The 15,474-nt window shown below is 39.9% G+C and carries 10 protein-coding genes; 9 read left to right on the top strand and 1 reads right to left on the bottom strand.

Annotation, left to right across the window (positions count from 1 at the left end; all coding sequences use genetic code 11):
- Positions 1 to 75: 75 nt before the first annotated feature.
- The gene (gene ampD / locus CXF74_RS06850) at positions 76 to 618 is read left to right on the top strand and encodes a 1,6-anhydro-N-acetylmuramyl-L-alanine amidase AmpD (RefSeq protein WP_101081673.1); all 543 of its coding nucleotides are present in this window, start codon (positions 76 to 78) and stop codon (positions 616 to 618) included.
- Here ampD and CXF74_RS06845 read toward each other — a convergent pair.
- A complete protein-coding gene (locus CXF74_RS06845) occupies positions 615 to 3,974 on the bottom strand; it encodes a response regulator (protein ID WP_101081672.1) in 3,360 nt (1,119 codons plus the stop codon). The two genes, ampD and CXF74_RS06845, sit on opposite strands and share 4 nt — an antisense overlap.
- Positions 3,975 to 4,647: 673 nt before the next feature.
- On the opposite strand from CXF74_RS06845, the gene CXF74_RS06840 reads away from it, so the two are divergent.
- From CXF74_RS06840 to CXF74_RS06805, 8 genes are all read left to right on the top strand, one after another.
- Entirely contained in the window at positions 4,648 to 6,324 is a 1,677-nt protein-coding gene (locus CXF74_RS06840) for an ABC transporter substrate-binding protein (RefSeq protein WP_101081671.1), read from the top strand.
- Between the two features lie 233 nt (positions 6,325 to 6,557).
- On the top strand, positions 6,558 to 7,541 hold the full coding sequence (locus CXF74_RS06835; protein ID WP_101081670.1) for an ABC transporter permease: 984 nt from the start codon (positions 6,558 to 6,560) through the stop codon (positions 7,539 to 7,541).
- Between the two features lie 4 nt (positions 7,542 to 7,545).
- Entirely contained in the window at positions 7,546 to 8,592 is a 1,047-nt protein-coding gene (locus tag CXF74_RS06830; protein WP_101081669.1) for an ABC transporter permease, read from the top strand.
- Complete coding sequence (locus CXF74_RS06825) at positions 8,592 to 9,605, top strand: ABC transporter ATP-binding protein (protein WP_101081668.1); 1,014 nt, start codon at positions 8,592 to 8,594, stop codon at positions 9,603 to 9,605. Before CXF74_RS06830 ends, CXF74_RS06825 begins: the two co-directional genes overlap by 1 nt.
- A 25-nt stretch (positions 9,606 to 9,630) precedes the next feature.
- On the top strand, positions 9,631 to 10,623 hold the full coding sequence (locus CXF74_RS06820; RefSeq protein ID WP_101081667.1) for an ABC transporter ATP-binding protein: 993 nt from the start codon (positions 9,631 to 9,633) through the stop codon (positions 10,621 to 10,623).
- A 158-nt stretch (positions 10,624 to 10,781) separates the two neighbouring features.
- Positions 10,782 to 12,476, top strand: coding sequence for a glycoside hydrolase family 9 protein (locus tag CXF74_RS06815; protein ID WP_101081666.1), 1,695 nt, complete (start codon positions 10,782 to 10,784; stop codon positions 12,474 to 12,476).
- A 141-nt stretch (positions 12,477 to 12,617) separates the two neighbouring features.
- Positions 12,618 to 13,496 carry an N-acetylglucosamine kinase gene (locus CXF74_RS06810; RefSeq protein ID WP_101081665.1) on the top strand — a complete coding sequence of 293 codons (879 nt, stop codon included), beginning with the start codon at positions 12,618 to 12,620 and terminating at the stop codon, positions 13,494 to 13,496.
- A 9-nt stretch (positions 13,497 to 13,505) separates the two neighbouring features.
- Positions 13,506 to 15,416 carry a beta-N-acetylhexosaminidase gene (locus tag CXF74_RS06805; RefSeq protein ID WP_101081664.1) on the top strand — a complete coding sequence of 637 codons (1,911 nt, stop codon included), beginning with the start codon at positions 13,506 to 13,508 and terminating at the stop codon, positions 15,414 to 15,416.
- The last annotated feature ends 58 nt before the right edge of the window (positions 15,417 to 15,474 follow it).

The raw sequence follows: 15,474 nt of genomic DNA, 5'->3' as shown, positions 1-15,474 counted from the left end.
AGCTAACAGCTAACAGCTAACAGCTAACAGCTAACAGCTAACAGCTAACAGCTAACATGCATTAAGGAGTCTTAGTTGATAAAAAGAACAGGTATTTATAAACAAGCAAAGCAAATTTGTTCGCCCTATTTTAATGAGCGTCCAGTAGGCCTAGAAGTGAGCTTGCTAGTGATTCACTGTATTAGTTTACCGGAAGGGGTTTATGGTGGAAAACAGATTGAGCAGCTATTCACGGGCTGTTTAGATTGTCATGAACATCAAAGCTTTAGCGACTTACAGGGGCTTGAGGTGTCAGCGCATTGTGTGATTCGTCGAGATGGCTTGGTTGAGCAATATGTGCCTTTTGATCATCGTGCATGGCATGCTGGTGTTTCAAGCTTTGATGGTGTTGAGGCGTGTAATGATTACTCTATTGGCATTGAGCTAGAAGGGACGGATAAGTCGGCTTATACGCAGGGACAATACCTGGCACTCGCCGAACTCAGCCAACAACTTATCAGCTATTATCCAAAACTGACAAAGCAACGAATAATAGGTCATAGTGGAATTGCACCAGGGCGTAAAAATGACCCTGGTTATCTATTTGATTGGGCACATTATTTAGCGTTATTAGATTAAGCTAATAACTTTTGCAATTGTAAACGTAGCTTCTCAATTTTCTCGCGTTGCTTAGTATCGCTATCACAATGTTCCAGTACATAATCGATGGTACTCAATACCGTGCGCCAGCGGGGGGTTTTAGGCAAAGTCTCAAGGTGTAAGTACTTATCCAGAGTACGTGTCTGTAGCGTACTTCTGTCTAAATAAACTTTCCATAATTGACTGTTTTCCGCTAACTCAAATTTTGATTTACCACTTTCATTTTCCCAGTAATGTAATGTTTGGGTCATTACATCAACCAGTAATTCACGCTTGAGGTGTTTTTTATCACTGCCTTTACCTTCGGCCTTATCAACCAGTCGGGTGAATTCTCCACCCAGTTCTTTCAGGGTTTGCAACTGTTCACTATTACCATCAAAGGCATAACTTGATAACGCATCAACGGCACTTTCAAGGTTATTAATACGCCGTGCATCATAATTATTATCGGTGCAAAAAATCATTAACGAATGTAACCCTGACTGCTTAGGTAAGAGAATGATTGATGCCGCCATGCTGGTTACTTTGCCTTCAATATAAATATCTAATTCATTGAGGTGATTATCTTGTAGTTTTAAGCTGCGTTTTATCACAATGTCTTCAAGGTTGTAATGCTGTAGCTGTTGGGGGCTACGTTTAAATAATTTCCCAGCATTATGGTTAGCAAAACTAATTTTTTCATCGAAACGAATACACAAAATGGCATCAGGGCTATGTTCAAGTAGCGTAAATAGATGTGCTTGAGTTTCCAGCAAACAAGCTTCAACGAGTTCATGTTCTTGTAAGGTATGTTGAAGCTGACTGTTTTGACTGCTCAATGTTTGTGTTTTTGTGGCTTGTAGATGCGCTGTGACACGTGCTGATATCTCTTTTTGGTTAAAAGGTTTACTCACGTAATCGTTAGCGCCCACTTCAAAACCACGCACTCTATCTTTACTTTGGCTAAGCGCCGTTAACATAATAATGGGTAATGTTTCACTATCATGATTTTTACGAATCGCTTGGCACACTTCATAACCACTCATGCCTGGCATCATCACATCAAGCAATATAAGGGCTGGTTGCTCTTCTGCTAATAACTCTAATGTTTCCTGACCATTCATCGCTGTTTTGACGCGATAACCCTCTAAACGTAAGAAACTCATCAACACTTGTAAATTCACCGCCTCATCATCTGCGACAATTAATAAAGGCGCGTCTGGGTTGGTTGGCAAAGAGTCCGCTGTAATATTGACCTGCTGATAAGGAATAGGGGCCTGAAAATGTTGAGTATGAGCAAAGCTATTTTCTTGGCTCTCAATTTCCGAAGCGATAGGCAGGGTAAAGCTAAAAGTAGTACCAATATGTTGCTGACTACTGACATATAAATTACCACCCATTAATTCGATTAATTGGCGGCTAATCGATAAACCAAGGCCGGCACCCTGACGATAATAAGGGCTATCAACGGTGGCTTGGCTTAGTGGTTCAAATATCTGGTCAAGTTGGGCTGCATCAATCCCATGGCCGGTATCGATAACTTGCACTTGAATTTTATCATCAAATATTTTTGAGCAGATAATGATCTTCCCCTCAACGGTATATTTAATCGCATTACCAATGAGGTTATATAATACCTGCTCAAGACGTTGTTCATCGGCGATCACCAAGGGAAGGTCGTCGGGTATCTGGTTAAGAATACGCAGCGGCTTGTTATCAAGAAGATGCTTTGAGAGTTCTAAAACAAGATGGACTGCAGAGGAAAGGTCGACGGCATTCTTGTTAATGTACAGGTTTCCATAACGCATTTTATGGTAATCCAGAAGGTCATCAACAAGATGTGCTAAACGATGACCACTGTTATTAATCACTTCAAGTTGGTATTGCTGCTCAGGGGTTAATGAGCCATAAGCCCCGGATCTTAGTGTTTCCGTAATGCCTAACATGCCATGTAAAGGTGTGCGCAATTCATGTGAGGTTGTTGCTAAGAATTCATCTTTTAGTTTGTCAGTAAGTTGTAAGTCATTATTTTGCTGCTGAATCAATGTCAGGTTGGTTTCCAGCTCTTCCTTTTGTTCATTGATTAATAATAGCTTTTCTCTGACTGAACGTTTCATACGTGCAAAGCTAATTGCTAATCGACCAATCTCGTCATTACGCTCCGTACCACTGACTCGCTGATTGAGATCGCCGGCTGCTATTCGTTCTGCTATCCAGGCTAAATTCAAAATAGGTGCAGTAATAGAATTAGACAGATAATGCGAAGCAATGACAACCATGCTTAATGCAAAGAGTAGGGTAAGCAGGAAGATACTTTCAAGTTGCCTAATTCTTGCATAAGCGGATTTTTCTGGTAACTCAATCGCAAGCGCCCAGGTTTTACCTTGTACATTAATCGGGGTAAATGCGGCTAAAATGCTTTCGCCTTTATCATTACGAAAACTATCAACAGAGGTAAAACCATTGACTGCTTGTTTAATACTGGCTTCTCTTATATTCAGTTTTTCACCGGGGGCAAGTTTAATGCGCGAGATAGATTGATCGTTGGTTAATAATGTTTCCATATCACCAATATTAGAATTTTGTAATAAGTGAGTTAATTGACTGTTCTCTAATTTGAAGAAAACAAAACTATGTTGGAAGCCACGCTCGGTAACAGGGGCTGCAAACCAGGCTATTTGTTTGTTTTCTTGTTCGCTAAAGTCAGAGAAAATAACCGGAATAGACTTACCATCATTCGTTTTAGCCAATTTCACAATACGTCTAAATATATTCGCCAGTGAGCTATTTTGAAACTTGCCGGTTATCAGGTTGGTCCCGTACTCTGCGTTTTTCTTTGTCGAGTAAACAACCGTACCGGATCGGGTCACTAATAATATGTCGTCAAAGTCAGAGTTAGTGAGTATGTCTGTGAAACGATAATGGTAGCGTTTATGGATTAAACGATAACGTTCACTGCCATTGTAGTTTGGTGAGTCACTGTGTATTACATTGTTTCTTTTATCGCCACTGCCCTGTATGTAGCGTTTTTGTGCATGCAGTCGGGCTTGCTCTTCATCTATTCCTAAATGTTCAAAAGCGGATGTTAACCCTGAAAAACGCCCGCCACTTGAAATACCTAGCTCTGAACGTGCAAAGCTTCTCACTTGTGATTCTTGACTCTTAAAGTAGTTTTGGATTTGTAATTGCTGATTATCGCGAAGTGCAATCAGCTGGGTTTTACTCTGTTCGGCTAAGTCTTGGCTTTGCGTATAAAGGAAGAACAAAGAAATAAGGGTCAGGGGAATAATGCTCAAAGCAAGAAAGGCCATCATAACTGTATTTTTAAGTTTTTTATTATGTTGTTTCTTATGCATTTTAGATAAACCACGTATTTAATGAGAAAAGATAAAAATAGCGCTCAGTTTCAAGTGCGACTGCTTTTATTTGAAACTAATAAATAACATTTAAAATTCGCCTTTAAGAGGGTCTTTATCGCGTTTTTTTGCCTTTTATTTAGGCTGTAATTTACCATGAATTAGCCCCTTATTTTAGTAAATTAACGTTTTTGAATTATCTCTTTAATAAAGTGCGAGTAGTGTCACAACGAATCGGCAAAACTAACGTAATAAATTTCAATATATTACAGTGCCCAATAAAAGTTGACTGTTTGAACGTTAAAGAGTCCCTATTTAAAGGGCTTTGTGGTTTTGTTTTCATTGTTTGGAAGTGTTTTACTTTTAATAGACATGGTGATCCATCGCAAAAAAATGAAGCCAAGGTTAAATGTGCTTAATCTTTATTTTGACGTTTTGCACGGATATTTCTTTAGTTTTGACGTTTTTTACGTAAGGTGCTGTTGACTCTTTTCTATGAGTGTAGTTTTCTAGTCGCCATAAGCCGTTCACGAAAATGTTTTTAGATATTAAATGTGTAGGTTTTTAATCGAATTTGTTGGTATGAATTTACTCAAGAATGAGGGCGATTCGTAGATAATGAATGTAAATACGTATAATAATTAATTGTTAGAATAATAGTGAGGATTACTAAATGTTTGCCAATTTTAAAAAAACGAAAATCACAGCGCTAGTAGTAGCAGTATCTACTGCATTAGCTCCTCAAGTTGCATTTGCTGAAAAAAGTGAACTAGTTTTTCACCCTAAAGAGCTCCCAACGTTAATTCGTAACTTTAACCCGTTCTTAGCATCGACTAACTTACATACAACATCTGACTTTATTTATGAGCCATTAGTTGTATTTAACGAAATGAAAGGCAACACGCCGGTATTTCGTCTAGCAACTGGTTTTGAAATGTCTAAAGACCTTATGTCTGTTACATTTGATATCCGTGAAGGTGTTAAATGGTCTGACGGCGAAAAATTCACTGCTGATGATGTTGTTTACACGTTCGACCTGGTTAAAGCTACGCCAAGTCTAGATTTCTCGGGTGCTAACAAAGTTGTTACTGCTGTTAAAAAAATCAACGAATACAAAGTTGAATTTACATTATCAGAGCCAAATTCAAACGCACCTTACGATATCGTTAAGGTACCTGTTGTTCCACAACATATCTGGTCAAAAGTTGACAAACCTGATGAGTTTTTGAATGAAAACCCAGTGGGTACTGGTCCGTTTACTGCAATTGAAACGTTTACTCCTACATTGTATGTTCAATGTACTGAAGCAACTTACTGGGACGCTGCTAATCTAGATGTTGATTGTCTTCGTGTTCCGCAAATTGCTAACAACGATCAATTCCTTGCTAAAGCAATGAACTCTGAAATTGATTGGGCTTCATCTTTCATTCCAGATATTGATAAAACTTACGCTTCTAAGAACCCTAACCATAAATACTGGTTGAGTGCTGCTGGTACTCAGGCATTTGTTGTTAACCATAAAAACCCTGATGCAGCGAAAAACGAAGCGTTAACTAACGTTGACTTCCGTCGTGCATTCTCTATGTCTATTGACCGTCAAACAATCATTGATATCGCATTTTACGGTGCTGGTGTAACAAATGATTTCGCATCTGGTCTTGGTTACGCATTTGAGTCTTGGTCTGATGAAGCAGTTCATAACAAATACAAAAAATTCAATACTTACAATGTTGAAGGCGCTAAAGCACTTCTTGCTAAAGCTGGCTTCAAAGACGTAAATGATGATGGTTTTGTTGATACTCCATCTGGTAAATCGTTTGTTCTTGAAATTCAATCGCCAAACGGCTGGTCTGATTTCAACAACTCTGTGCAACTAGCTGTTGAAAACCTAGAAGAAGTGGGTATCCAAGCTAAAGCACGTACTCCTGATTTCGCTGTTTACAACAAAGCGATGCAAGATGCGACTTACGATGTAGCTTACACAAACTACTTCCACGGTTCTGACCCGCATAAATACTGGGACAGTGCTTACAACTCTAAATACCAAACATCTGCATCGCCACGTTTTGCAATGCACCATTGGAAAAGTGAGAAAGTTGACTCTTTATTAAATGGTTTTTATAAAACCGCTGATAAAGCTGAGCAAGTTAAAATTGCTAACCAGATCCAAGCAATCATTGCTGAAGATCAAGTTACAATTCCTGTAATGTCTGGTTTAAATAACTTCCAATACAATACTAGTCGCTTCACTGGTTGGTGGAATGAGAAGAACCCTCAAGGACGTCCATCTAGTCACGCTGGCATCGCTGAGCGTCTACTTCAAGTGTTAGACTTAAAACCGGTTAAATAATCGGTTTTCGAAAGGCACACATTGTGTGCCTTTTTTAATTAAGCTCTTTTTGTTAAGGGTTTGTTAAGAAGGTTAATGGTTTGTAGGTTTGTGGCACATGATGTCTGTGCCTTTTTGTTTCTTCCCAATTTTTATTATTATGACAATCTTAGTCGTAATTGATTTTTTTCCATATTCCATATTCATTTTCGCTAGATAAGCGGACAAAGTAATGGATTATTAAGGTGTAAGTTATGGGGTTTTTCTTAAGACGTTTAGCGTTTTACTTTATTGCGTTGCTATTTGCGGCAACCTTGAACTTTATTATTCCGCGCGCAATGCCAGGTGACCCAATCACCATGATGTTTGCGAATGCAACGTCACAGGTAACACCTGAACGTATTGCCGCGATGAAAGAGCTATTAGGCTTTGTTGATGGTCCGCTTATTGTGCAGTTCGGTATGTACATGAAAAGTGTCTTGACCTGGGACTTAGGCATCTCAGTACAATTTTACCCACTAACGGTTAACACAGTATTAGGTAATGCAGTTGGCTGGTCACTATTTTTAGCAGGTACAGCGGTAGTAATTTCATTCACTATTGGCTCTGTATTAGGTATTTTTGCTGCTTGGAAACGTGGTAGCAAGTTCGATACTATTATGTCGCCAGGCATGTTGGTTATCCAAGCGGTACCACAGGTTGTAACAGCAATGTTATTACTGTTTGTTTTTGCAATCACTCTTAAGTGGTTCCCAACAAGTTATGCCTACACACCTGGTGTTACGCCTGATTGGACAAGCTGGACATTTTTAAAAGATGTTGCATACCATGCAGTATTGCCTTTATTTGGTGCGACAATCGTACAGATTGGTGGTTTCTTGATTGCGATGCGTAATAACATGATTAACTTGCTAGGTGAAGATTATATCACCATGGCAAAAGGTAAGGGGCTAAGCGAAAACCGTGTTGTATTTAATTACGCTGCACGTAACGCAATGCTACCAAGTGTAACAGCACTCTCTATGTCTTTAGGTATGGCGATTGGTGGTCAGATGATTATCGAAATTATCTTCAACTATCCCGGTCTTGGTACCGTTCTCTTAAACGCAATCAATGCACGTGATTACCAAGTATTACAAGGTCAATTATTGGTAATGACGCTGTTTATGTTGTTCTTCAACTTACTAGCCGACATGCTTTATGTATTGCTAGATCCTCGCCTTCGTAAGGGAGCATAAGATTATGAAAGGTATTTTAAACATATTGAAAAATAACAATAAGGCGTTATTTGGTTCAATTATTTTGTTCTCGTTTATCTTTATGGCCGTATTTGCGCCGTTATTAACGGATCATGTACCCAATAAACGTACGGGTAAGCCACATGAATACCCTGGTCCAATTGTAAAACTTGCACAAGCATCTCCTGATGGTTGGGTTGCAACAAACCTTGCTTATGACAAACGTACTTTGTTGATGTCTAAAAAAGCAGAACACGTAATGGGTACGTCTCGCATGGGTCGTTCTATCTGGTCTCAACTTGCACATGGTGCACGTGTTTCACTAGCGGTTGGTTTTGGTGCTGGTATTGTTGTATGTTTCTTAGCAACGGTTATTGGTATTTCTGCGGGTTACTTTGGTGGACGAGTAGATGATATTTTATCTGCTGCCATGAACGTTATGTTAGTAATCCCTCAGTATCCGTTACTGTTTGTATTAGCAGCATTCATCGGGGAGGCTGGACCGTTGACCATTGCATTAATAATCGGTTTCACTTCCTGGGCATGGGGTGCACGTGTAATACGCGCACAAACTATGTCTTTAAGTGAGAAAGAATTTGTTAAAGCAGCTGAAGTATTAGGTGAATCTCGTTTACGTATTATCTTTGTTGAGATTTTACCAAACCTTATCTCAATCGTTGGTGCAAGTTTCATCGGTTCTGTAATGTACGCAATCATGATGGAAGCCACTATCTCGTTCTTAGGTCTAGGTGACCCAGGTACAATTAGTTGGGGTATCATGCTTTATAACGTACAAACATCATCTTCAATGATAATTGGCGCATGGTGGGAACTACTAGCCCCTTGTGGTGCACTAATTACGCTTTCAATTGGTCTTGCAATGCTTAACTTTGCAGTCGATGAAATTGCTAACCCACAATTACGTTCAAACCCTGGTATGAAACGTTTTGAGAAAATGCAAAAAGCAGACAAAAAAGCACGTGCAGCACATGTAAAAGCAGAAGTTCCACACTTTCCTGGTGAACAAGATTTAGCAAGCGGGGCAAAATAATGACTACTCCACAAATTTCAATCCGCAACCTTTGTGTTGATTACATTACTGCAAATGGTGATGTACGCGCTGTAAACGATGTTAGTTTTGATATCGGTAAAGGCGAAGTATTCGGTCTAGCTGGCGAGTCTGGCTGTGGTAAATCAACGATTGCATTCGCATTAATGCGTTTGCATAAGCCACCTGCATTTATCAGTGGCGGTGAAGTTTTCTTCGCTGATGATAACGGCGGCATGAAAGACATTTTAAAGCTGAGTGATGGTGAAATGACAGTGTTCCGTTGGAGCGAAATGTCAATGGTATTCCAAAGCGCAATGAATGCTTTGAATCCAGTTATCCCAATTGTTGACCAGTTCACTGACGTTATCATGCGCCATACAAGCAAAACTAAGTATGAAGCAGTTAAACGTGCTGAGCAGTTATTACAAATTGTAGATATTCATCCAAACCGTTTAACGGATTACCCTCACCAGTTCTCTGGCGGTATGCGTCAGCGTTTAGTGATTGCGATTGCATTAGCGCTTAATCCAAAATTAATCATTATGGATGAACCAACAACAGCACTTGATGTAGTTGTTCAACGTGAAATATTACAGAAAATCTATGCATTAAAAGAAGAGTTTGGTTTCTCAATTTTGTTCATTACCCATGATTTATCGTTAATGGTTGAGTTCTCTGATCGTATCGGCATCATGTATTCTGGCCAGTTAATTGAAGTGGCGTCGTCTCAAGATATCTTGGGAAGCCCTTATCACCCATATACGCATGGTTTAGGTAACTCTTTCCCATCGTTAACGGGGCCAAAAACTGCGTTAGTAGGAATTCCTGGTAACCCGCTTAACTTATTAGATATCCCAACTGGTTGTCGCTTTCAGGCTCGTTGCCCACGCGTAGAAACAGTTTGCAAAACAAAAGCAAACCCACTACGTGATATTGAAAATGGCCATATGTCTAACTGTCACTTAGCAGTGGCGGGTGAGTCTATTGCTGTCGTTGAACTTGCAACTGCTTAAGCCAGATTGAGAGAAGGAAAGAATTATGAGTGCAAAATACGGTGAATTACTGGTTGAAGGCAAGAATATCGTTAAAGATTTCAAAGTCAGCAGTAACGCGTTAAAACAACCAATGATGCGTGCTTCAAACGATGTATCATTTAAAATGTACAAAAGTCGCGGTATGGCTGTTGTAGGTGAATCAGGCTCTGGTAAATCTACCATCGCTAAGATGATTGCTAAGATGTACGCGCCTACATCGGGTCAAATTATTTATAAAGGCCGTGATATACAAACGATTCAGAAACATGCCGACCTAATGAAATACCGTGAAGGTGTTCAGATGGTATGGCAAGACCCGTTTGGCTCTTTAAACCCAACGCACAATATTTTCCACCATATTGCGCGTCCGTTGAAGATCCACAAAAAAGTAACACCGGGTAATAAAAAAGAACTTGAAGAGAAGGTTTACGAACTACTTGAGCAAGTGGGTTTAAACCCTGCTAAAGAAACGGCTGAGAAGTTCCCACACCAACTTTCTGGTGGTCAACGTCAACGTGTTAACTTAGCACGTAACATTGCGGTAGGTGCTGAAGTTGTACTTGCTGATGAACCAACATCAATGCTTGATGTTTCTATCCGTGCGGGTGTATTAAACCTCATGGAAGAGATGAAATCAGAACGTCAAATGTCACTACTTTACATCACGCATGATATCGCAACAGCACGTTACATCGCTGAAGATCTCTCGGTAATGTATGTAGGTCATATGGTTGAATGGGGTGATACAGACGAGATTATTCATCGTCCACAACATCCTTATACTCAACTACTTGTTTCTGCAGTACCGGATCCAAGTAAATCTATTCACAGCAAGCTTGAAGGTAACAAAGGTGAAATTCCTCTTTGGACGCCAGATTCTTTAGGTTGTCCATTTGCAGGACGTTGTTTACATGCAACACCACGCTGTAAAGATGAGATGCCTGGAGTTAAGCAACTTGCTGAAAACCATTTTGTTCGTTGTCATTTACACGAATAGAAGAGACGCCCATTACGTTTCAAGGGGTACTTTGTAACAATTACCAATTTTCACGAGGTAATTATGGGCATTAACTCACCGCTCAACTCTCCTTAGAGTGGTGATACCAATATCCCCGAGCATTTGCTTGGGGATCTTTTTTTAAGGGGTTAAGTTAAGTGAAATTACTTACCAATCATATAGGTTATGAATGTGTTGGGCCTAAACAGGCTGTCTTACAAACTAAAACACGTTTAAACATCTCTCAAGTACAATTAGTATCCGCACTCAGCGGAGAAGTAATTCAACATCTTCCCCTTTTATCATCAGGTACCGTTGACCAATGGTCACAAGGCTATTTTCACAGCATTGATTTTTCTGAGTTTACGACAGTTGGTCGTTATTTTTTACGCCTTGATGAAACACAATCTCAAACGTTTGAAATCGGCGAAGGTCTGTTAATGACACGCTGTTTTTCTGATTTATTACATTATTTTAAAGGTCAACGTTGCGCGGGTATTTTTGACCAGCATGACCAAAAGGCTGTTGTATTAGGCACTGATAAAACCGTTGATGTTCACGGCGGTTGGTACGATGCATCGGGTGATTTAAGCAAGTATTTTAGCCATCTTTCTTTTGCCAATTATATGAATCCACAACAGATCCCAATGATCGTGTGGAATATGTTTAAAGGTCTAGATCTTCTAAAAGATAATAACAAGTTTGCTAAATATTCAGCCGTACGTTTACAAGAAGAAGCGATTTTTGGTGCTGACTTCTTACAACGTATGCTCAGCGAAGAGGGTTATTTTTATATGACCGTCTTTGATAAGTGGAGTAAAGATCCCGAGCAACGCGATCTTTGTGCTTATGAAAATCAAACCGGTGATAAAACTGAATCTTATCAAGCGGCTTTCCGTCAAGGTGCAGGTATCGCAATTGCCTCTTTAGCGGTTGCTTACCGTAAACCAACAGGTGGCGAATTTAGCGCTGCTCAATATTTAGCGAGTGCAGAAAGAGCTTACTGGCACTTAGTTGAACACAATGAAAGTTACTGTGATGATAATCAAAGCAATATTATCGATGAATATTGTGCCTTGATCGCAGCGGTTGAGCTTTATAAAAGCACGACAGACGAAAAATACTTGCAAGAAGCGCGTAGCTGGGCTGCTAAGTTATCACTTCGTCAACAATCTGATGATTTGCAACTTAACTTTTGGTCAGCTAATAGTGATGGTTCTCGTCCTTATTTCCACGGCGCAGAAGCGGGATTACCGGTTATTGCACTGACGCAATATTTAGAAATAGAAACAAACAGCGAATACCAACAGAAAACTAAACAAACCATTATTAAAGCGTTGAAATTTGAATTAGCGATTACCAGCGAAGTGTTTAACCCCTTTGCTTATCCACGCCAATACGTTAAAAGTGTTAATGAAGCGAAGCGCAGTGCTTTCTTTATCGCGCATAACAATGAAAGTGGTTACTGGTGGCAGGGCGAAAATGCACGTTTAGGTTCACTGGCTGCTATGGTGAATTTAGTCAAACCACATATTGAAGATGCGTCATTAAACAAAGCGTTAGCTAGTTTTGCACAATCATCATTAAATTGGATTGTAGGGTTAAATCCCTATGACATGTGCATGCTGGATGGCGCTGGTTTTAACAATCCTGATTACTTACCTGAGCTAGGTTTCTTTAATGCCAAAGGCGGTGTTTGTAATGGCATTACAGGTGGTTTTGATAATGAACTTGATATCGCGTTTAAGCCTGAAGGTCAGGCGGATGATATGTTGCAAAATTGGCGCTGGGGTGAACAATGGATCCCACACGGTGGTTGGTTTCTGTTAGCTATTATGGCCCAGTCAGCATAGCAGCTTTCAGCGTGATTTCTCATCATAATCTATTAGCTAGTTTGAGCTAAATGTTGAGTAGAATAGAACAAATGGGTTCGTTCCCATATTTTGTTTTGTAGTTTATTATTACGTATAATTAATCGTAATAGAGAGAGATTTATGAAAACACAATGGACAGTAGGTATAGATGGCGGGGGCACTTCATGTCGTGCTCGCATTTGTAATGCACAGGGCAAAACATTAAGTGATGCTAAGACAGGAAGCGCTAATATTTTATTAGGTGTGGACGTTGCGATGTCTTCTATTGTGGACGCGATTACATTGGCGGCTAAAGAAGCGGGCTTAAACGAAGCATATTTTAAAGATATGCATATCGGTTTAGCGCTTGCGGGTGCAGAGCAAAAATCTGCATGGCTTGAATTCATGAAACTGGCACATCCTTTTGCAAGTTTAACCTTGAATACAGATGCTTATGGTGCTTGTTTAGGTGCTCATAATGGCGCTGATGGCGCAATCATGATTGCGGGTACTGGCTCTTGTGGCATCTTAATTAAAGACGGTGAGCAACATATTGTCGGCGGCCGTGAATTCCCTATTTCAGACCAAGGCGGTGGCGCTGTGACTGGATTACGTTTAATTCAATATGTTTTATTGGCGTATGACGGCATTAAAGAGCGCAGCGCATTAGTGGATCACGTTTTAGATCATTTCCATAACGACTTAGATGAAATTGTTGATTGGTCTAAATCTGCTCGTCCTTGTGATTACGGACAATTCTCTCCGGCTATTTTTAAATATGCAAAAGAAGGGGACCGTGTTGCCATTGATTTACTCAAGCAATGCGCCGCGGATATCGATATGTTTTTATTAGCGCTCAATAAACGTGGCGCAACTAATATCGCCTTGATGGGCAGTATTGGCGAACGCATTGTTGATTGGTTAGAGCCAACGGTACGCCCGTGGTTAGTGATGCCTAAAGGTGATGCTATGCATGGTGCATTGATGATGGCTGGCAATCTTGAACATAACTTGTATTAAGGGACTGACATGAATAACTACTCACTTGAAGTCGAAGTTTTAAATAGTAAAGACAGCCTAATACAACTAAGCATAAATAACTTAACAGATGCGCCGTTAAGTCAGTGGTTATTAACCTTAGATTTTGCACGTTTTATTTACTCTGAATCAATGAGTAAAGGCAGTGTTGTGCAAGTAGGTACTTACACTGAAATTAAGCCTGATCAATCAGAGGTTATTGAAGCAAATGGTGTTTATCAAATAACCTTTAAAATAAAATCTGCGCCTTTTACTAATTATGAATGTGGCGTGCGTGAAGCTTATATAACAACGGCTGCTGATAACTTTACTGTTCATCATGCATTGGATGTTAAACAGATCCAATTACAATTACCTGAATTGATGCCGGTAGATAAAATTACCGTAGCAGCCTCTGATATCGCGGTTATCCCTAAAGTTAATAAACTCATTAAGTACGACGGTCAATTTGTTCTTGCTCAGACACTGACTGTTTCACAAGGCAGTGAACAAGCATTAGCTGCGAGTCAATGGCTTGTTGATGAACTAAGTTATGCAACAAAACTAACCCTCACTCAAGACAACACGGCAAACATTTATTTTGTTGAAAATGCTGTGTTAGCAAAAGGTGAGTATCAGCTAACTGTTGGTGATACTGAACTCATTATAAAAGCAGCTTCTGAAACAGGTTTTATTCACGCAGTCGCCACGCTTTTACAGTTGGTTAAATCGGATGCTGAAGGTCAATACACTGTGAGTTGTGTTGAGATAAATGACAAACCACGCTTTGATTACCGTGGTTTGATGCTTGATTGTTCACGTCATTTTCATTCTATCGCGACGGTTAAGCGTCTGATTAACCAAATGGCTATCTATAAATTAAGCCATTTTCATTGGCATTTTACCGATGATGAAGCATGGCGTTTAGAGATTAAAGCCTTTCCTGAGTTAACTGATATCGGTGCTTGGCGTGGTCCGGGTACGGCATTATTGCCTCAGTTTTCACACCTTAGTGAAAAATACGGCGGTTATTATACTCAGGCTGAAATTAAAGACGTTATTGAATACGCAACGGCACGTGGCATTACTATTATCCCTGAAATAGATATTCCTGGGCATTGTCGTGCTGCTATTAAATCATTACCACACTTACTAACCGATACGGAAGAACGCTCAGAATACCTCAGTATTCAAGCCTACACGGACAATGTGTTATCACCGGCATTAGCGGGAACTTACGAGTTTTTAGATAAAGTTATTGATGAAGTGTGTGCTCTTTTTCCGGGGAGCTCGGTACATATTGGCGCTGATGAAGTGCCGACAGGTGTTTGGACTAAGAGTCCTAAATGCCAAGCATTAATGGTCGAGTGCGGTTACAGCGAAGAGATAGAGTTACAGGGTCACTTACTGCGTCATGTAGAACAACGAATTAATAGTCACGGCAAACGTATGCTCGGCTGGGAAGAAGTGAAACACGGCGATAAAGTCAGTAAAGAGACAGTTGTTTACGCGTGGGTTAATGAAGAAGCTGCACTTGAGTGTGTTAAAAGCGGTTTTGATGTGGTCATGCAACCAAGCAAATATACCTATTTTGATATTGTGCAAGATTTTTCACCTGAAGAGCTTGGTGTTGATTGGGCGGGTACGTTACCACTTGAGCAAGCTTACTCATATGAACCACTGGCCGAACTTAAAAGTGATGATCCATTACGAGATCATATTTTAGGTGTGCAGTGTGCATTATGGTCTGAAGTAGTACTCAATCAAGATCGTATTGACCATATGTTTTTCCCGCGTGTATTAGCAACAGCAGAAGTTTCTTGGTCAAAACCAGAACATAAAAACTGGGCCGATTTCTGCGGTCGTTTACAGGGGCAAAAAGCACACTTTAAACGCAATAAAATAAATTATAGAAAGTTTTAAAAAATTAAAGAATAAGATAATCATATATCTATAAATTTTGCACTTAACTAATTATTTA

The organism is Psychromonas sp. Urea-02u-13 (assembly GCF_002835995.1).
Classification (GTDB): Bacteria; Pseudomonadota; Gammaproteobacteria; order Enterobacterales; family Psychromonadaceae; genus Psychromonas.
This window is presented reverse-complemented; position numbering and strand designations above follow the sequence as displayed.